The 18,027-nt window shown below is 64.9% G+C and carries 19 protein-coding genes and 1 pseudogene; 5 read left to right on the forward strand and 15 right to left on the reverse strand.

Annotated elements, in window-relative coordinates; genetic code table 11:
• Nucleotides 1-9 precede the first annotated feature (9 nt).
• The 5 genes from gph to QFZ94_RS11285 all read right to left on the reverse strand — a co-directional run bounded on the left by gph (nucleotide 10) and on the right by QFZ94_RS11285 (nucleotide 3,701).
• The gene (gene gph, locus QFZ94_RS11265) at nucleotides 10-702 is read right to left on the reverse strand and encodes a phosphoglycolate phosphatase (RefSeq protein WP_429456883.1); all 693 of its coding nucleotides are present in this window, start codon (nucleotides 700-702) and stop codon (nucleotides 10-12) included.
• Nucleotides 693-1,520, reverse strand: a complete 828-nt coding sequence (locus QFZ94_RS11270; protein ID WP_429456885.1) for an HAD family hydrolase — start codon at nucleotides 1,518-1,520, stop codon at nucleotides 693-695. The genes gph and QFZ94_RS11270 overlap by 10 nt, the downstream gene beginning before the upstream one ends.
• Before the next feature lie 149 nt (nucleotides 1,521-1,669).
• Nucleotides 1,670-2,092 carry an ExbD/TolR family protein gene (locus QFZ94_RS11275; protein ID WP_429456887.1) on the reverse strand — a complete coding sequence of 141 codons (423 nt, stop codon included), beginning with the start codon at nucleotides 2,090-2,092 and terminating at the stop codon, nucleotides 1,670-1,672.
• Nucleotides 2,083-2,853 (reverse strand): MotA/TolQ/ExbB proton channel family protein, encoded by a 771-nt coding sequence (locus QFZ94_RS11280; protein WP_368581976.1) that lies wholly within the window; start codon nucleotides 2,851-2,853, stop codon nucleotides 2,083-2,085. Before QFZ94_RS11280 ends, QFZ94_RS11275 begins: the two co-directional genes overlap by 10 nt.
• Before the next feature lie 59 nt (nucleotides 2,854-2,912).
• Nucleotides 2,913-3,701 carry an energy transducer TonB gene (locus QFZ94_RS11285; protein WP_429456889.1) on the reverse strand — a complete coding sequence of 263 codons (789 nt, stop codon included), beginning with the start codon at nucleotides 3,699-3,701 and terminating at the stop codon, nucleotides 2,913-2,915.
• Between the two features lie 182 nt (nucleotides 3,702-3,883).
• Between QFZ94_RS11285 and QFZ94_RS11290 the strand changes: the two genes are divergently transcribed.
• The 4 genes and pseudogenes from QFZ94_RS11290 (at nucleotide 3,884) to QFZ94_RS11305 (ending at nucleotide 6,845) form a co-directional block, all read left to right on the forward strand.
• A complete protein-coding gene (locus tag QFZ94_RS11290) occupies nucleotides 3,884-5,011 on the forward strand; it encodes a beta-propeller fold lactonase family protein (protein WP_429456891.1) in 1,128 nt (375 codons plus the stop codon).
• A gap of 320 nt (nucleotides 5,012-5,331) precedes the next feature.
• Nucleotides 5,332-5,758, forward strand: a pseudogene (locus QFZ94_RS11295) (hypothetical protein).
• Nucleotides 5,759-5,797: 39 nt separating this feature from the next.
• Nucleotides 5,798-6,361, forward strand: coding sequence for a lysozyme (locus tag QFZ94_RS11300; protein WP_368581972.1), 564 nt, complete (start codon nucleotides 5,798-5,800; stop codon nucleotides 6,359-6,361).
• Nucleotides 6,345-6,845: a lysozyme inhibitor LprI family protein gene (locus tag QFZ94_RS11305; protein WP_429456893.1), complete on the forward strand. Its 501-nt coding sequence runs from the start codon at nucleotides 6,345-6,347 to the stop codon at nucleotides 6,843-6,845. The genes QFZ94_RS11300 and QFZ94_RS11305 overlap by 17 nt, the downstream gene beginning before the upstream one ends.
• A 213-nt stretch (nucleotides 6,846-7,058) precedes the next feature.
• On the opposite strand, the gene QFZ94_RS11310 is transcribed toward QFZ94_RS11305, so the two are convergent.
• On the reverse strand, nucleotides 7,059-9,440 hold the full coding sequence (locus QFZ94_RS11310) for a TonB-dependent receptor (RefSeq protein ID WP_429456895.1): 2,382 nt from the start codon (nucleotides 9,438-9,440) through the stop codon (nucleotides 7,059-7,061).
• Nucleotides 9,441-9,619: 179 nt separating this feature from the next.
• Here QFZ94_RS11310 and QFZ94_RS11315 point away from each other — a divergent pair, with 179 nt between their 5' ends.
• The gene (locus tag QFZ94_RS11315) at nucleotides 9,620-10,618 is read left to right on the forward strand and encodes a histidine kinase (RefSeq protein ID WP_429456897.1); all 999 of its coding nucleotides are present in this window, start codon (nucleotides 9,620-9,622) and stop codon (nucleotides 10,616-10,618) included.
• On the opposite strand, the gene QFZ94_RS11320 is transcribed toward QFZ94_RS11315, so the two are convergent.
• From QFZ94_RS11320 to fhcD, 9 genes are all read right to left on the reverse strand, one after another.
• A complete protein-coding gene (locus QFZ94_RS11320; protein WP_013091038.1) occupies nucleotides 10,588-11,250 on the reverse strand; it encodes a response regulator in 663 nt (220 codons plus the stop codon). The two genes, QFZ94_RS11315 and QFZ94_RS11320, sit on opposite strands and share 31 nt — an antisense overlap.
• Nucleotides 11,247-12,497, reverse strand: coding sequence for a pyrroloquinoline quinone biosynthesis protein PqqE (gene pqqE, locus QFZ94_RS11325; RefSeq protein ID WP_429456900.1), 1,251 nt, complete (start codon nucleotides 12,495-12,497; stop codon nucleotides 11,247-11,249). The genes QFZ94_RS11320 and pqqE overlap by 4 nt, the downstream gene beginning before the upstream one ends.
• Nucleotides 12,498-12,501: 4 nt before the next feature.
• Nucleotides 12,502-12,780 carry a pyrroloquinoline quinone biosynthesis peptide chaperone PqqD gene (gene pqqD, locus QFZ94_RS11330; protein ID WP_368581967.1) on the reverse strand — a complete coding sequence of 93 codons (279 nt, stop codon included), beginning with the start codon at nucleotides 12,778-12,780 and terminating at the stop codon, nucleotides 12,502-12,504.
• Nucleotides 12,777-13,535, reverse strand: a complete 759-nt coding sequence (gene pqqC, locus QFZ94_RS11335; protein WP_429457767.1) for a pyrroloquinoline-quinone synthase PqqC — start codon at nucleotides 13,533-13,535, stop codon at nucleotides 12,777-12,779. The genes pqqD and pqqC overlap by 4 nt, the downstream gene beginning before the upstream one ends.
• Nucleotides 13,536-13,611: 76 nt before the next feature.
• The gene (pqqB, locus tag QFZ94_RS11340) at nucleotides 13,612-14,526 is read right to left on the reverse strand and encodes a pyrroloquinoline quinone biosynthesis protein PqqB (protein WP_429456902.1); all 915 of its coding nucleotides are present in this window, start codon (nucleotides 14,524-14,526) and stop codon (nucleotides 13,612-13,614) included.
• Nucleotides 14,523-15,560 (reverse strand): alpha/beta fold hydrolase, encoded by a 1,038-nt coding sequence (locus tag QFZ94_RS11345; protein ID WP_429456904.1) that lies wholly within the window; start codon nucleotides 15,558-15,560, stop codon nucleotides 14,523-14,525. Before QFZ94_RS11345 ends, pqqB begins: the two co-directional genes overlap by 4 nt.
• Nucleotides 15,557-16,141 (reverse strand): cytochrome b, encoded by a 585-nt coding sequence (locus QFZ94_RS11350; protein WP_368586099.1) that lies wholly within the window; start codon nucleotides 16,139-16,141, stop codon nucleotides 15,557-15,559. The genes QFZ94_RS11345 and QFZ94_RS11350 overlap by 4 nt, the downstream gene beginning before the upstream one ends.
• A gap of 79 nt (nucleotides 16,142-16,220) precedes the next feature.
• Nucleotides 16,221-17,057, reverse strand: coding sequence for a formylmethanofuran dehydrogenase subunit C (locus QFZ94_RS11355; RefSeq protein WP_410849780.1), 837 nt, complete (start codon nucleotides 17,055-17,057; stop codon nucleotides 16,221-16,223).
• Nucleotides 17,054-18,025 carry a formylmethanofuran--tetrahydromethanopterin N-formyltransferase gene (gene fhcD / locus QFZ94_RS11360; protein ID WP_429456907.1) on the reverse strand — a complete coding sequence of 324 codons (972 nt, stop codon included), beginning with the start codon at nucleotides 18,023-18,025 and terminating at the stop codon, nucleotides 17,054-17,056. Before fhcD ends, QFZ94_RS11355 begins: the two co-directional genes overlap by 4 nt.
• Between the last annotated feature and the right edge of the window lie 2 nt (nucleotides 18,026-18,027).

Consider the following 18,027-nt stretch of genomic DNA (forward strand, 5'->3'; position numbering starts at 1 on the left):
CGGCTGGAATCACGCGCGCAATGCCGGCCGCGCTTGCGCCAGGATCGCCGGCAATGCCTCGAACGAATCGATCAGCGCGTCGCAGCGCGGCATGTCGGCGCCGCTCGCGCTGCCATAGCCGTAGCTGACGATAAAGACCGGCAGACCGGCCGCGCGCGCCGCCGCGACATCGACCGATGAATCGCCGACCAGCACGCAACGTTCGGGCTCGACGTCGAGCAGCCGGCACGCGTGCCAAAGCGGTTCGGGCGACGGCTTCATGCTCGCGACGGTGTCGCCCGCGACCAGCCCGTCCAGATGAGCGGCGAGCCCCGTTTTGTCGAGCAGCGCCGCCGCCAGCGCCTGCGGCTTGTTGGTCACGCACGCGCAGCGGTACCCGTGCTGCCGCAACGCGTGCAGCCCGGCCATCACGCCGGGATAAACCCGGCCCAGCTCCGCGCTGGTCACCGCGTAGTGCCGCTCGAATATGTGCTGCGCATGCTCCAGTTCGACTTGCTGACCGAGGCCCGCCGCGTTCAGCGAGCGTTGCACGAGCTTGCGCACGCCGTTGCCGATGAAGCCGGTCACCATGTCGTACGGCAGCGGCGTGGCGCCGAAGTCCTTCAGCATTCGTCCGGCGGCCGCGACGATGTCCGGCGCGGTGTCGACCATCGTGCCGTCCAGATCGATCAGGACGGCGTGGTAGCCGCGGTTCATCGCCATGACGCGCTCGCGCTCGCGTTCGCCTGGTCCGCGTTCAGTGCGCCGCGCGCGGCCGAATCGGGACGCCGCGTGGCGTCTTCATGCCAGCGGCGCAGTGTCGCCAGATCCACCCAGCGATGCCATTCGCCGCGCACCATCGGAACGATCGGCGCATGCGGATCGCCGAGATGAGGCAGCACGGCCAGCGCGCCATCGAAGTCCTCGTGCGCGGTAAAAGTGCTCGGCGTGACGACGACCGGCACGCGCGCGGCGCGCGCCGCCAGCAGACCATTGCGCGAGTCCTCGAAGGCGAGGCAGGCCGCGGGCTGCAAGCCGAGCTGGTCGAGCACGTGTCGATAGACGTCGGGGGCGGGCTTTTTCGCCGGCGTGGTGCCGGCGTCGCCAATGGCCGCGAAGCGATGGCGCCAGGTGGCGCCGAAATGCGCGTGCAATAGCGCGTCGAGGTTGGCGGGCGTCGTGGTCGTCGCGATCGCCACGCGCAGGCCGGCCTCGTTCGCCTCGTCGATCAGACGCGCGATGCCGGGGCGCAGCGGCAGGCCGCGCTCGCGCATGCGCTCGGTGTAGTGGCGCGTCTTCAGTGCGTGCAGCGCGTCGACGGCCTCTCTCGCTAGCGGGCCAGCGGCTTCCTCGCACTCGACCGTGCGCCAGTAATGCAGCAGACGCTCCTTGCCGCCCGCCACTTTCAGCAGGCCAGAATAGAGCGCTTCGTCCCAGAACCAGTCGAGGCCGGCTTCCGCAAACGCGGCGTTGAACGCGTGCAGATGAGCGGTCTCGGTGTCGGCGAGCGTGCCGTCGACGTCGAAGATAAGGGCTTGCATCGTGCGGTCCTCGCGAGGGTGGGGTGCCGTTCAGACACGCACCACGATAGCCGAGCCATCCGCCGATTCAAATTCAGAGATTCTTTCGCCGTCGATAAGCGTTGCATTATGTGCCGGCAAGCACGCCGCAACATGCGCGCAGCAACAGGTCATTTGCCCAACTGCGGATCGGTCACGAAGCCGAGCTTCGTCAACCCGCCGCTTTGCGCCGCCGACATCACGACCGCTACCCGCTCGTACGGCACCTTGCGATCCGCGCGCAAATGCAGCTCCGGCTGCGGCGTCGCGACGGCGGCCTGGGCGATGCGCGCGCGCAGGCCGTCGTCGGTCACGGGCTGACCGTCCCACAGAACCGTGCCGTCCGCTTGCACCGCGACGTCCACATGCGCGGGCTTGACCGCTTCCGGCTGGCTGCTCGCATGCGGCAGATCGATCCTGACCGCGTGCTGCAGCGCCGGAATGGTGACGAGAAAAATGATCAGCAGGACCAGCATTACATCGACGAGCGGCGTCATGTTGATCTCGTTCATCAGACCTTGATCGTCGTCGTCGGAGAAAGGGCTCATTGCCATTCGAGGTCTCCGTCGCGGGTTGCGTTCGTCGCGTTGGTGCCGCGCGGCACCACGCGCATCTGCGGCCCGGCGCTCGACGGCAATTGCGCACCGGTCACGAAGTACGCATGCAAGCCGTGCGCGAAACGCTTCAGGCGCGCGACGATCGAGCGGTTCGCGCGCGTCAGGCCGTTGTAGCCGAGCACGGCCGGTATCGCGACGAAGAGCCCGAACGCGGTCATGATCAGCGACTCGCCGACCGGGCCGGCAACATGATCGATCGACGTCTGACCGGTCTCGCCGATCACGATCAGCGCATGGTAGATGCCCCATACGGTGCCGAACAGCCCGACGAAAGGCGCGGTGCTGCCGATCGAAGCAAGGATCGCGAGGCCGCTTTGCAGACGTGCGATCGTTTCGTCCATCGTGTCCTGCAGACGCCGGGTGATCCAGTCCGACACGTCGATGCGGTCGTGCAACTGCTGCTGCGTCTGCCGATGATGCGTCGCCGCTTCATGGCCCGCCAGCGCGAGCGCGAGCAGCGGGTTGTCGTGCGCGTGCGAATCCGGATAGCCGAGCGCGTGCAGCCCGTCGTCGAAGCGGTCCGCGCTCCAGAAGCGCGCGTCGCTCTGGCTGGTCACGCGCCTGAGGCGGACCACCTGCCACAGCTTCACGATGATCACCGTCCACGACAGCACCGACATGATCACGAGCACGCACAGAATGCCGCGCGTGACGAAATCACCCGAATCCCATACGTTTGCGAGTCCGTAATGTTGCATGGCGAGTTCCTTCGGTTGGTGTCGGTGGTCTGTCTGGCGGTTCGGTTACGCCGGGTCGGTCACTCGGTCAGTCCGAATACGAACGACTGCGAGTACGCGGCGCGCACCGGCGTGCCGTTTTCGGTGTACGGCTGGCAGGCGCCCGCATGCACGGCCGCGAGCGCCGCGTCGTCGAGCCGGGTGGAGCCGCTGCTGGTTTGCAGCTGCGCCGTTTCGATATGCCCAGTCAGCCCGACGACGAAGCGCACGATCGCCGTGCCATGCTCGCCGCGTCGCTTCGCGACATCGGGATAGTCGGGCTTCGGAATCGAGCAGTCGACATGCGACACGTTGCGCGGCTCGGTCGACGCGGGCGCCGCCGGATGAGCGGCGGGAGCGGATGCGGTCGACGGCGCGGCGGCCGTTGGCGTGGTGGGCACGGCGGCCTGCGGTGCCGCCGATGGCGCGGCGGTTTGCGTGACGGGCTGCGTGGTGCTTTCGCGTGTCGGAGACGGTGCCGGCACAGGCTTTTCCACACTGCGCGGCACCTGCGCGCGCGGCTGCGGCGCTGGTTTGGCGTGCACGGCGGGATGCATGACGGGCGGCGTGGGCGCCGGGGGGACGACAGCGGCGGGCGGGGGCGGCGCGGGTGATGAAACAACCGGAGCGGGAGGCTCGGGGCTCAGCAGCAACGCGGTGATCGTGCGTGGCTCGACCGGACGCTCGACGATCGGCTTGCGTGCGCTCAACGCGATGACGAGCAGCAGCAGATGCGCGACGATCACGGCGCCCAGCACGATTGCCGCGCGACGGTAGCCGGCCGCGAGATTCGCAGAGCTTGCTGGGTGCACCACGGCAACTTGCAGCATCATCGTCACCTCCGCGGTCATTGTCCTCCGCGGACCCCGCTTTTCAAACCCGCGACGGCAGGCGCGAAGCAATTCGGGAAAATCTCCCGCCGGTCCGCGTTGTCAAACAATCACCCGGTGGGCTACCTTGAAACGATGACGCGAACCATCGCGGCGCTGCCATATCAACCCGGAGTACAACGATGCTGGAGACACGGATTTCCCCCCGACCGCCACGCCGTTTCCTCGCGCTGGCTTGCGCGCTCGTGCTGGCCGCGAGCGCCGCGCATGCCGCGGCCGCGCCGCTCGCCTACGTGACGAGCGAGAAGGCCGGCGTCGGCGTGATCGATCTCGACCAGATGACGCTTGCGCAGACCTTTCCGGTCGGCGCGGACGGCCCGCGCGGGCTGAGCCTGAACGCCGACGGCACGCGTCTGTTGGTCGCCAACAAGAACACCAACGATCTCGCGGTGATCGACACCGCTACCGGCAAGGTCGTCAAGCGCGTGAAGATCGGCAAAAACCCTGAATATGTGCGGGTGCGCAACGGCTACGCGTACGTGACCTACGAGCCCGGCGAGGACGGCGGGCCGCCGGGAGCCAAACCGGAAGGCAAACCCGATGCGAAAGGGGACAACAAGCCCGAAGCGAACGCGGGCGGCAAACCCGGCGCGGACGACGACGACGCGAACAAGCCGCCCGCTGAAATCGCGATCATCGATATGAAGAACTGGCAGGTGATCCGCTCGGTCACGAGCGGCCACGAAACCGAAGGCATCGAATTCTCGCGCGACGGTCAGATGATGCTGGTCACCAACGAAGGCGACGATACCGTGTCGATCTATCACGCACGAACCGGCGCGCCGATCAGAACCGTGAAGCTCGCGGCGGGCGGCCGGCCGCGCGGCATCCGGTTGTCGCCCGATGGCAAGCACTATGTGGTCACGCTGGAGTCGCTCAGCAAGCTCGTCGTGATCGACGCGCACACATTCGAGGTAGTCAAGACGGTCGATACGAAGCTTGGTCCCTATGGCGTCGCGTTCGGACCGAACGGTGAGCGGCTTTTCGTGGCCGCCGCGCGCGACAAGGTCGTGCAGGTGTTCGACGGCCACACCTTCGAACATGTCGCCGATGTGCCGGTCGGCCAGCGCTGCTGGCATTTCAGCTTCACGCCGGACGGCTCGAAGCTGATGGTCGCGTGTGGGCGCTCCGACGCGGTGTACGTGCTCGACGCGAAGAGCTATCAGCCGCTCAAGCAGATCGGTGAACTGCCGCTCGCGTGGGGCATCGTCACGTATCCGCATAGCGATGGGTCGATCGAATCGCATTGAGTGACATGCTGGCTTTGCTGAGTTGGTGTTAGCTTTTCCCCGTCTTGTACCGCTGTACGAGAAGAAGCACAAAAAGGCCGCCTGACAAGGGCGGCCTTTTTTATGTGTGTTCGAGCATGCTCAATAGCTCGGGGATGCAAGTCTCCGCCTAGCCTAATCCCGATTTCGCACCAGCAGAAATATGCAACAGAAATGAGTTATCCGAAACCAATAGCGTCAATTCTTGTAAAAGCGGGCTTATCCCGAATTAAAACCGTTGACCGCGGTCCGTTTCGATGGTTAATTCTCGTAGCAACGCTAGAGAACTCATGAGGAGTACAGTGGATCAACAGATGCAGCAAAGCAGTGGGACGAATGCCGAGGAAGAATGCGGAGTTTGCAGCATTATCTTTTTCTATTTATTCCAAGTTCCCGCCGATGCCGTCCGCCCAGGCCTTGAACATGGAAACCGGGGAGTTCTTTCCGTTTGAGAGAGTTCGTAAGCTGAAAACCGGTTATGCCATGGCCGAAGCACTGGGCGTTGCATGGGCGTGCAATTGTCGCGAACGATCAAAGAAGCGTTTCGATGAACAGTTCACGCTTCGGGACCCGAACGGGCGCGCGCTTTCCGATACTCTCTATACGGTCCGATTTCCCTCGGGCGAGTTGAAGCATGGGGTTACCGATCACGCGGGACGTACACAGCGGCACAAGACAGACGGCGCGCAAGCGGTGCGAATCTATCTTGGACATCGCCAGTCAGCGTAACAATTTGTCTATCAAGGTAACTCATAAAACGGGGTAAAAATGACTTATCCGCTGCACGAATGCGTGACCAATACAAACGCTAATTCAAACGTGAATGTCTATGTGACACGCTACTGCAAGCCATGGAAGTTATCGGCCGGGGGTATTGAATTTCTGAAGGGCTGGGAGAAATTCAGTGCGGTCATATATGACAAGGATGGAAGCGGAAAAGGCAATGCGACTATCGGTTATGGACACCTTGTTCATATGGGGCCGATATCAGGAGCAATATCTGAGAAGCCATTTTTGCATGGAATTGCGGAGGCCGATGCCGATAAAATGCTCCGCGCTGATGTCGAAAAGGCCGAACGCATTGTCAATAGCGCGATCAAGGTCCCTTTGCACCAGTACGAGTACGACGCCCTAGTGTGTTTTATATACAATCTACAAGGTCATGGCGCCAACCTCCTCGATTTCGTGAACACTGGTGATTATGACAAGGTTGGCGACAAGATGAGAACTTACAGCCATGACCATCAGGGTCGCTTAGTTAAGGGCTTGCTCAGGCGTCGTCACCGTGAGGCAGAAATGTTCGAGGCAGGGATCTATGACTCATCACACTAAACTTATCGCGGCGATTGCATTCTGGCCGATCTTCTCGATAGCGGCCACCGTTTATTCGGGGGAGTTCGACTACAGGCAGATCCAATCATCGGCGACCTATTTCTCCGGCCACTCGGAAAAGGAAATTGATCGTTTGTGCAAGAGCGGAGAGCACGCGACGAATGATGATTTAGCTCAATGCCAACACCGGGAATTTGAGCGTGCAAAGGTGCGGCTGGATGAGAAGCTTAAAGTCGTTACGGCGCGATTTGAGCAGGGCGATATTTTTTTAAAAACCTATGATGAGAAACCATTGGCGATGCCATATTTCATTTCGGCGCAAGTTTCGTGGGCGAAGTTTCGTGACAGTCAATGTTATGCAGAAACATATATGATGGGCGAGGCGGCAGAGCGCGATATATATTTTTGGGGATGTATGACTGACATTACGCAAACGCGCGCAAACGAGTTAGCTAAATTGCTGAAGGATTGGAGTGTTCACTAAAAAAGCAGTTCCGTTTCGGCGAAGCTATTTGAAATGGGAATCGATGATGCGCGACACTAGTATGTTTTTTCTGCTTTTCATTATGTCGCAGGCGACCTGGTTGCTTTATAGCGAAGACGACTGGTCCGCGCCGCTTTGCCGGCATTGCGCTCGTGCAGAACCGTCAAGCGACCGCAAGACCGAAGCCACCCCTTCGCACCACGCCAGTCACCACTACTTCCACCCATATCTCATCCCCACCCAAAACCCCCTCGGCGCCCCCGGCCCGACGAACTGCTCGTTGACCGGATTAGCGCCGTTAAACGTATTCCCCGGCCCAGTAAAGAAGTTCGCCCCCAGCGCGCCGAAGCTCGCATAGCGCTTATCGAGCAGGTTCGACACCGATGCGAACACCTGCAACTGTTTCGTCACCTGATACGAGGTGTCCATATCGATCAGCAGATAGCCCGAGATCTTGCCGTTCACATCCTGGTTGTTTTCGTCGCCATGCGCGTAGATGCTGCCGCGCCACGTGAGGTTCGTGCCGATTCGCCATTTCGAGGTGGCCGCGTAATCGAGCCGCAGTTTGACGGTCGTCGCCGGAATGCTCGGGATGTGGTCGCCCGGATGCACGGTGATGTTGCCGTTCGCGTCGGCGCTCGAATTGCTGCGGCTGCTTTCGACCCATGTCGACTGATAGGTCGCGTTGACGTAGCTATAGCTGCCGGTCACGGTGAGCGGTCCGTATTTCGTCTGCCCGGCCAGTTCGACCCCTTGCCGGCGCGTGCGCCCGACGTTCTGAAAGAAGCCCTGCGAACTGCCCGCGCCGTTGCTGCTGATGAACTGGATGTCGTTGTCGAGCGTCGTGCTGTAAGCGGCGGCGCTCCATGTCGTGTTGCCGCCGATCCTGCCGCGCGCCCCGACTTCATAGGTCTTCGAAATGACCGGCTGCAACGGCGGATCGGAGACGAAGTCGTTCGGCAGAGAACATGGCGCGTTCGGATCGGCGCAGGCCAGCTCGATCGCGGTCGGCGAGCGCATGCCCTCGTTGTAGGTCGCATAGGCGGTGAAGGCCGGCGTCGGATTCCAATTGATGCCGACCGCCGGATTGAAGCGCGAGAACGTATGGTGGCCGTTGAGCTGCGGCTGCGTGCCGGATTCGTCGCCGATCGTCGCATCGGCCCAGTTGTAGCGGCCCGACAGCGTCAGCGACCACTGCGGCGTCAGCGACAGCGTGTCCGTCAGGTAGATGCCGTAGTTCGTGTTGTGCGTGTTCGCGTTGGTCTGCGGTTCGAAATTGCCGATGCCGACCGTCGCGCGCGAATCGGTGAACATCGCGTCCTGCGACGCCTGCGTGAAGTGCGAATTGGCGGCATCGACGGCCATGCCCGCGATGAACTGGTTCTTCATGCCGCCGAGTTTGCCGAGCAGCGTCAGTTGCAAGCTCGCACCGTAGCTGTCGGTCGTCACGGTCGATTGCAGGTTGGTCGCCTGCAACGTATCGACAGCGCCGTCGTCCCCGATCTCGCCGAAGTTCTCGTTGACGTTACTGCTGGTGTTGGCATTGCGAAAGTGCCGGTAGTACGCGTTGCCGCTCAGCTCGACGTTGTCGTTGAAGTAATGATCGCCCGACAGCGTCAGGTAGCCGACGCTATTCTGATTCCGGTCGGGATACGTATACGGTTGCTTCGGGTTGTTGAGGAACGAGCGCGGAAGGGTTTGCACGCCGTGCAGATCGTTGTCCGCGCCACCGGCCGACAACGACAGCGTGGTGTCAGCGTCGGTATAGCGCAGCTTGCCGAACGCCTGACGGATGCGGCTTTCGTTCTGCTCGGCCCAGCCGTTATCGTTCGCGGCGTTGGCGGTGAAGTAGTAGTCGAGGTTTTGACCGATCGTGCCGCCCTGTTCGATCTGCGCGGCCTTACGTCCCCACGAGCCGCCCTGTATTTCGGCTTCGCCGACCGGATTGTCCTTGCCGTTTTTCGTCGTGATCGCTAGCGCGCCGCCGAGCGTGTTGAAGCCGAAGGTCGGATTGGAGCCGGGGATCAGCTGCATCGTGTCGATCGCCTGTTGCGGTATCAGGTCCCAGTTCACGACGTCGCCGAACGGCTCGTTCACGCGCACGCCGTCGACGAATACCGACAAGCCCTGCGGCGTGCCCAGCAGCGGCGATGCGGTGAAGCCGCGATAGAACAGGTTCATCTGATACGGATTGCCCTGCGCGTCGGAGATCGTGACGCTAGGCAGATTCGCCGCGAGGAAATCGGTGAGCGTCTGGCGTCCCTGCCGTTGAATATCGGCCGCGTGTACGGTCTGCACGTTGGCCGGCACCTGCGTAAGCGGCGTGCCGATGCCGAGCAATGGCGTGGTGCCCACGACGACGATCGGCGCGAGGGTCGTGGCGGGCGTCGTGTTGTTGTTGGCGTTGTCGTCGGGCACCTTGGAAGGGGCAGCGGAAGACGCCGAAGCCGGCGCCGACGCCGCGACCGGCGGCTCGGCTTGCGCTTGCGCCCATACACTCGTGGACAAACCGGCGAGCGCTCCGCCGACGCAGAACGTGATGCCGGCGCGCCGCTGAAGCCGGCGTTTGCGGCGTGCTTGAGATCGCATGCTCATCGTTGTTGTCTCCTGCCGGCTTGTTATGTGCGCGTGTCGCGCGTTGTTCGACGTTGGTGTAAAGCTTCGCATACGCGTCTGTAAGCCGCGCGGGAGCTTTTCCCGATCTGCCGGGGAAGCGTTCCCAAACTCGCGCGAAACCCGCTGCGCGTGCCGTCGCTGAGTAGAATGCAAGCGTCATGTCAAGCGAACCGATCCATTCCTCCTCTGCTGGCCGCCCGCCGCCATCGTCACCGATATGGCGCGACCTCGGCTGGGTCGTCGCCGTGACCGCGCTGGCTGCGGCGCTCGGCGCCGCCTTCGATCTGAGCGAGAAGATCTACCGCTTCACGCGCGGCATGGAGCGCTTCCAGCTCGACGAGTTGCCGGGCACGCTGTTCGTGCTGTCGATCGCGCTCGCGTGGTTCGCGTGGCGCCGCTATAGCGATGCGCGCCGCGAAGCGCGCCATCGCCGCATGCTCGAGGAACAGGCCGAACAACTGCTCGCCGACAACCGGCGCCTCGCCAGTCAGGCGCTGCAGGCGCAGGAACGCGAGCGCCGCCATATGGCGCGCGAGCTGCACGACGAGCTGGGTCAATACCTGAACGCGATGTCGCTCGACGCGGCGCGCATCCGCGAGCTATCGGGCGAGCGCGAGCCGGAGATTCATCGCATCGCGCTCGGGCTGATACAGAGCGCGACGCATGTGTATCGACAGATCGGCGGCATGATCCGCCGCCTGCGGCCGATCGGTCTCGATGAATTCGGCTTGCCGACCGCGCTCGAACATTGCGTCGACGGCTGGCGCGAGCGTTTGCCCGAGGCGTCGTTCTCGGTGACGATCGAAGGGGACTTCAGCGGCCTCAGCGATGCGTTGACGATCACGCTGTACCGGCTCGTGCAGGAAGGACTCACGAACGTGTCGAAGTTCGCGCGCCGCTCGCGCGTCGAACTGTTCATGGTGCGTGCGCCGCGCGAAGACAACGGCACGCAGATCGACGAGATCGTCGTCACGATGGCCGACGACGGCCCCGGCACCGATCTGACGGAGCCGCGCAGCGGGCTCGGGTTGATCGGTATGCGCGAGCGCGTCGAGGCGCTCGGCGGCGAGTTTCACGTCGCCAGCGAGCCGCAGCGCGGTTTTCTGTTCTGCGCGCGCGTATCCGCTCAAGCGGGGCTGGCCGAGCCCGTGAACTGAAGCCCGAGGCGGCTTGCCATCTGCGCGAGCTGCACGCCGTTGTCGGCGCCGAACTTCTGCCGGATCACCGATTGATGGTTGGCCACCGTCTTCTGACTCAAGCCGAGCTTTTCGGCGATGCTCGGCAGCGTATAGCCCTGCACGAGCAGCCGCAGCACCTCGAACTCGCGCGCGGACAACTGACGCCCCGGCGGCCCTTCGTTGAACGCGGTGCGCAGCGCGAGCGCCTGCGAGATGTCCGGGCTCAGATAGCCGGCGCGCCGGGCGATCGAGCGCACCGCTTCGACCAGCACGTCGGGCGCGCTCGCCTTGGTCACGTAGCCGAGCGCGCCTGCGTCGAGCGCGCGCCGCACGAAAATCGATTCCTCGTGCACGCTGAAGATCAGCACGCGCGCATCCGGCTCGCGCGCGAGCATGCGCCGCATCGCTTCGATGCCGCTCGCGCCCGGCAGCGACACGTCCATCACGACCACATCGGGCCGCAGCGCGCAAAAACGCTGGTAGGCCTGCGCGGCGTCGGCCGCTTCGCCGCACACCTCGACGTCGTCGTTCAGTTCGAGCAGACGCCGGTAGCCTTCGCGCACGACCGCATGATCGTCGACGAGCAGAACGGAGATGGTGTCGGCACTCATGATTGGGCTCCGGGTGATGCTCGGTTGTCGCCGGCGGCGTCGGGCTCGCGGGAAGCCGCAGCGAGCTTGCGCGAGTTGGCGTCGTTGCGAAACAGGATCGGCTGTTCGCGGGCGGCTGCTGTCGCCGCGGATTCCGACGCCGCCTGCCGCACGATCTTGACCACGTTCTCGTGAAACGGCGATTTGTCGCAGACAGGGTCGGCGTTGGCCGCGTCGCCGGTCAGCAGGAATGCCTGGCAGCGGCAGCCGCCGAGGTCGTGTTCCTTTTCGTCGCAGCTGCGGCACGGCTCCTTCATCCACTGCAAACCGCGAAAGCGATTGAACGCGTCGCTCTCGTACCAGATCTCGCGCAACGGCATGTCCTTCACGTTCGGCAGCGTCAGGCCGGGCAGGCCGCGCGCCGCGTGACACGGCAGCGCGGCGCCGTCGGGCGCGACGCCGAGGAACACCGCGCCCCAGCCGTTCATGCAGCGCTTCGGGCGCCGCTCGAAGTAGTCGGGCACGACGAAGAAGATCTTGCAGCGCTCGCCATGAGTCTGGCGATAGCGCGCGACCACCGCTTCGGCTTCTTCGAGCTGCTCGCGCGTCGGCATCAGTTGCGCCTGGTTCTCGCGCGCCCAGCCGTAGTACTGCGTGTTCGCCAGCTCCAGATATTCGGCGCCGAGAGCCAACGCCATCTCGATGATCTTGTCGACGTGCGGCAGGTTGTAGCGATGCAGCACGCAGTTCATCACCATCGGAAAGCCGTGCCGTTTGAGCGCGGCGGCGACGCGCTGCTTCAGCTCGAACGTGCGCGTGCTGCTGAGGAAGTCATTCAGTTGCTGCGTCGAGTCCTGGAACGACAACTGGATGTGATCGAGCCCGGCCGCCTTCAGATCGCCGAGGCGCTGATCGGTGAGACCGACGCCCGACGTGATCAGGTTCGTGTAGAAGCCGAGCCTGTGCGCTTCTTTGACCAGCACTTCGACGTCGTCGCGCACCAGCGGCTCGCCACCGGAAAAGCCGAGCTGCACCGCGCCGAGCGCGCGCGCCTCGCGCAGCACGTCGAGCCATTGGCCGGTGGTCAGTTCGCGGTTGTGATCGGTGTAGTCGAGCGGGTTGTAGCAGAACGCGCAATGCAGCGGACAGCGATAGGTCAGCTCCGCGAGCAGCCACAGCGGCGGCGGTACCGCGGCGGCCGCGCTGCTTTGCGGTTGCGCGCCGGGTTGAGAACCGGGTTGAGAACCGGGTTGAGAAAGATCGGTCATCGCGCTACTCCAGCCAGCCGCGCCCATGCGCGTCGGCGATGAAAGCCCGCACCTCGTTGCCGATGCCGGTCGCGTTGAACGCCTGTTCGAGCTCGGCGATCAGCGTATCGATGTCGCGTGTGCCGTCGCAGCGCTTGAGGATTTCTCCGGCGCTTTGGTTGAGTTTCACCATGCCCTCCGGATACAGCAGCACGTGCGCGTTCTGCGCGGGCTCCCATTGCAGGCGGAACGGCTTCGCGATCGCGAGCGGCGTGGCGGGGTCGGCGCGTGTGGTGTCGTTCATTGCGGAAACGCCTTCTCGATCGCGTCGAGCATGGTCCACAGAATGTCGAGCTTGAACTGCAGGATTTCGAGCGCGCGTTCCTGCTGATCGCGTCGCGTGAAATGGGCGAGCGTGACTTCGAGTCCGTGCTGCACGTCGCGCTGCGCGAGCGAAATGCGCGAGCGGAAGTACGCGAGGCCCTCGGGCTCGATCCACGGATAGTGCTCGGGCCAGCTTGCGAGCCGGTCGCGATGCACCTGCGGCGCGAACATCTCGGTCAGCGACGAGCACACCGCTTCCTGCCACGGCGCACGGCGCGCGAAATTCACATAGGCATCGACGGCGAAGCGCACGCCCGGCGTCACGTGTTCGAGCGACCACAATTCGTCGCGAGTGAGACCGACCGCATCGGCGAGACGCGCCCAGGTTTCGATGCCGCCTTCCGCGCCTTCGTAGCCGTCGTGATCGAGAATACGCAGCACCCAGCGGCGGCGCGTCGCGCGGTCCGGACAGTTCGACAGCACGGCCGCATCCTTGAGCGGAATGTTGATCTGATAGTAGAAGCGGTTCGCGACCCAGCCGCGAATCTGCTCGCGCGAGCAGCCGCCGCTATTCATCTTCACGTTGAACGGATGGTGGATGTGATAGGCGGTGCCCTTCGCGCGCAATTGCGCTTCGAATTCCTCACGGCTCCAGGCAGGTCGGTCGACGACCTGGGTTCCCGCTGCGCTTGCGTCGCGTGTCGGTGTCGTGTCCTGAATGTCTTTCGCGTTCATGCCGTCCGTCTCCGTTTTATCGTCGTTCACAGCCGCGCCTGGCTACCTCATCTCTCCGCACTCTTTACTGCGCACTTCAAAGCTCGAAGCTCATTCCGTCGTACGCGACCTCGATTCCATGCTCGCCTAGCATGCGCCGCTCGGGGCCGTCTTCGATCAGGATCGGATTCGTGTTGTTGATATGGATCAGCACTTTGCGCTTCGCGTCGAGCGAATCGAGCGTTTCGATCATGCCGCCCGCGCCGCTCTGCGGCAGATGGCCCATATCCGCCGAGGTCTTCTTCGACAGGCCGAGGCGGATCATTTCGTCGCCGGTCCACAGCGTGCCGTCGACGAGCAGCAGATCGGCCTCGCGCATCGCCGCGAGCACGTGCGGCTCGATCGCGCCGAGCCCCGGCGCGTAGAACACGCGCTGGCCCGATTGCAGGTTCGTCAGCACGAGCCCGATGTTGTCGCCGCGCTCGGGCGCTTCGCGATGCGGCGAGTACGGCGGCGCCTTGCTCGATAGCGGCAGCGCGTCGATGCGGATGCCGGGCAGCGCGTCGACGGCGAGCGGCGCGCCGTCTAGCGCGATCCGGCGATGCTCGACACCGCAGTAGTGCGACAGGATCGGCGCGACCGGAAAGCCGGTGCGCAGGTCCTGCCAGACCGCATCGGTCGCGTACAGCGGCAGCGGCGTGTCGCGTTCGCGCAGCATCAGCAGGCCGGTCACGTGGTCGATCTGCGCGTCGATCACGAGCACCGCGGCAATGCCGCTGTCGCGCGCGCGCCGCGCTGGCTGAAGCTCGGGATGCGCGGCGATCTGCGCGAGCAGATCGGGCGACGCATTGACGAGCAGCCAGTCCTCGCCGTTCGCGCTGACCGCGATCGACGACTGCGTGCGGCGCGTCGCCTTCACGGTGCCGCGACGCACGCCGTCGCAATTGCGGCAATTGCAGTTCCACTGCGGAAAACCGCCGCCCGCCGACGAGCCGAGTACCTTGATCTTCATGCCGCGTGACGCATGCTGCTGCGCTCCTCGTCGATGGTGGGAATGAACATCGCGGCAAGCACCTGCGCGACTCGTGCATGCAGTGCGGGGTCGCTCGCCAGATGGCCCGCCGCGCTCACGGACTCGACGCGCGCCGACGGAACCGCGCGCGACAGACGCCGCAGATTGCCGTGCGGACACACCGGATCGCGCGTGCCATGCACGGCGGCGATCGGCACGCCGGCCGCCGCCGCGCGGCGCGCGAGCGACAGCAAACGCGTTTCGCCGAGCCAGCAGCGATGCGCGAGGTAGTGCGCCTGAATCCGGTATTTGCCGATCAGCTTGCGGGTGTGGGGTTGGGAATCGTGTGCGTTTCGCAGGACCCCACGTCGTTGCGCCGCGGCGCCTCGCGGCGATGCGCTCGCCAGCACCGCGTTTTCATAACCGCGCCAGGCCAGCGCGAGCGAACGTTGACGCGCTTCGTTCGCGCCGTATTGCAAGCCGGAGCCGCATCGCGCGGCCAGCGTTGCGGGCTCGTCGCAGCGAGCAGCGTCACGCAGTCTCGACCACGCACGCGGCGCGCGCTTGCGCGACGCGACGAACAAACCGCGAACTTCGCGCGCGGAAGTCAGGAACAGGCCGCGCAGCACGACGCCCGTGACCGACTGCGGACACTGTCCCGCATACGCGAGCGCGAGCGCCGCGCCCCACGATCCGCCGAGCACGCCCCAGCGCGCGAAACCGAGCCGCACGCGAATCGCTTCCAGATCGGCGATCAGATAGTCGGTGCGGTTGTGGCGCACGCTGCCGTGCGGCGTCGACGCACCGGTGCCGCGCTGGTCGATCAGCACGACGCGAAAACGCCGCAAATCGAAGAGCCGCAGTACACCGGGCTGACTGCCGCTGCCGGGGCCGCCGTGCAGCACCGCGATCGGCACGCCGTCGCGCGCGCCGGCGAGCGCATACCACACCCGATGACCATCGCGCGTGCGCAGCGTATGGACTTCGAGCGTTGCGGCTGCCTGCGTCGGGCGCGACGAGCTTCGCATCGTCATGGCAGCATCCTCGCGAGCAGGTTGTCGCGATCGATCCACTGATGCTTGAACGCGCCCGCCACGTGCAGCACGATCAGCGCGATCAGCGCATAGCCGATCGCATGATGAAGGCCGAAGAACAGGTCGCGCAGATGCGCGTCGTCCCAGCCCCACTTCGGCAGCAGGATGCCCCAGAAGCGCGTGCCGTAGCGATTGAACGACGAGCCGAGATACCCGGCGAGCGGCATCGCCACCATACAGACGTATAAAAGACCCTGCGTAGTGCGCGCGGCGGCGCGTTGCCACGGTGGCATCGGCGGCAGGGCAGGCCGGTGAAGGACTGCCCGCGCGACGATGCGCAAAAGCACCAGCAGGAAAACCGTCAGTCCGAGCGACTTGTGCAGATTGATCAGCGTCGCTTTGACAGGCAACCCCTTCGGCAATCCGACCATATAGAGGCCGAGCGCGAGCAGGCCGATGATGCCGAGCGCGATCAGCCAGTGCAGCGCGATCAGCAGCGCGGCATAGCGCGGGCCGCCGGCGCGGGCAGTTGCGTTGACGTTGATATCAGGCTTCGCGTTTCGTGAATCCGCTGTCGTCATGCGCTGTCTCCATGCAACATCGTGGCGGGACCTTTCTTTTTTGCCGACTATCGTTTCGGTCCTGGCTGACATAGCTGCCTCAGCCGGCGATCAGGATTTCGCCGCGGCCGTCGACCGCGAGGTCGCCCGTAAAACGAACCGGCAGACGGTCCGCGCGCCACTGCGAAAACGGCGCGATTTCGGCCGCGAGGCTGCGTATGAGCAATGACCAGAATACGTCGAAACCGTGCCCGCCGCCGGTGAACGTCGGGGGCGGCAAACCCTCGGGTCGTTGTGCGAGCAGCAGCGTGCCGCGCCTCATCGCATACGCATAGTGTGCGCCCAGTTGCCCCGCCACGCCGACGGTCCCCGCCACCAGCCGCGACGCCGCGAAGTCGCCCGCGTTGCCGCCGACGAGCACGAGGCCGCGGCGCATCCGGTCGGCGAGCCGCGCGCCCGCGTTGCCGTGAATCGTCAGCGTGCCGCCGCTCATGCCTTCCATGTCGCCCGTCACCGCGCCGGCGGCGAAGTCGCCGCTGTCGCCGCGCACCGTCACGCGTCCGCCGCGCATTTCGCAACCGGTGAAGTGCCCCGCGTCGCCGTCGATTTCAAGCAAGCCACCGCTCATCCTGAAGCCGCTGTAGTCGCCGACCGGGCCGCGCGCGACGAGCCGCCCCCCGTCCATCTGCGCACCGAGCCGGTCGAGCCACCGAGCGGCGCCGTCGATCAGCAGCGTGGCCATGTCGTCGCCGGATGCGGGCGCGTCATCGCGCACAACCTCGAATACGTCGCCGACCACGCAGCGCTCGTTGCCGGCCGGCAGCACGATGCGCTCGATCTCGGCCTCGCTCATGCTGACCAGTGCCGCCGGTGACAGCGCGGCCGCATCGACGCGAAAGCCGGGCGGTGTCTTCACGCGCAACGTGGTCGTGCTCATGCGCGTCCCCCGTCGAGTCCCGCCGCCAGCTCGTGCAGATGAAAGTGGTACGGCCCGAGCTTCCCGCCGTAGTTGCCCGCCGAAATGCGCAGCACGCCGGCCGCGCGTCCGAGTCCGGTCGCCGCGCCGATACCGGCCGTCATCGCCGCGCCCACGTCGGCGTCGGTCAGACCGTCGATCACGATCTCCAGCACGCAGCCCACGTCCGCGCTCAACTCGCTGCGCGATGTGAGGCCGATCAGGCTCGGACAGAACGCGTCGTTGGTCGACGCAGTCGCCCCCGCGTACTTCGAGCCGATCTTCGAGCCCGACCGCACGATGCCGCCGGGAAACGGCATGATCACGTTCGGCAGCCGGCGCATCGCTTCGACCGCGGCTTCGGCGGCGGCGAGCGCCGCGCCTTGGTCGCGCGCGAGCAGCAGCAGGTTGCCGCCGCCGACGGCCTTGACCGTCGCCGCCGTGTCTTCGCAGACGAACTCGCCGTCCATCACCGGCACGCGCCAGTAACGCGTGGGGCCGTTCCCTGTGTCGATCATCTTGGCGATCTGCCAGCCGTCGCCGAAAAAGCGCAGCCCGCTGCCGAGCGGCGCTGGGTCCGACAGCGGCGCGCGGCTCGTGGCCGGATCGATGCCGCTGTAGACGGCCGTGCTCGGGCAGGTGAGCACGCATTGGCCGACACGCCGCCCGATCTGCTTCGCCAGTTCCTTCGTCGACACCGCGAACAGCAGCACCGCGACACCGGGCCGGCCGTCGGGCGTCGCGTCGGGCGCGAGCGTGCGCTCGATGCCCGCCTCGCAGCCGCAGCCGATCACCGAGGTCGCGAAGCCCGACAGCGAGTTCGCCGCGTGCATCGCCCACGTCGGCGTGTGCGCGGTGATCACGAGCCGGGTCGCTTTCATCGGGAAGGCTTCGGCGAAGGTCGCGTCGATCGCGGTGCCGTTGATTTCGAGCGGGGCGGGAGCGTTCATCG

Origin of the sequence: Paraburkholderia sp. JPY465 (genome assembly GCF_050436725.1) — a bacterium.
Lineage (GTDB): Bacteria > Pseudomonadota > Gammaproteobacteria > Burkholderiales > Burkholderiaceae > Paraburkholderia > Paraburkholderia youngii.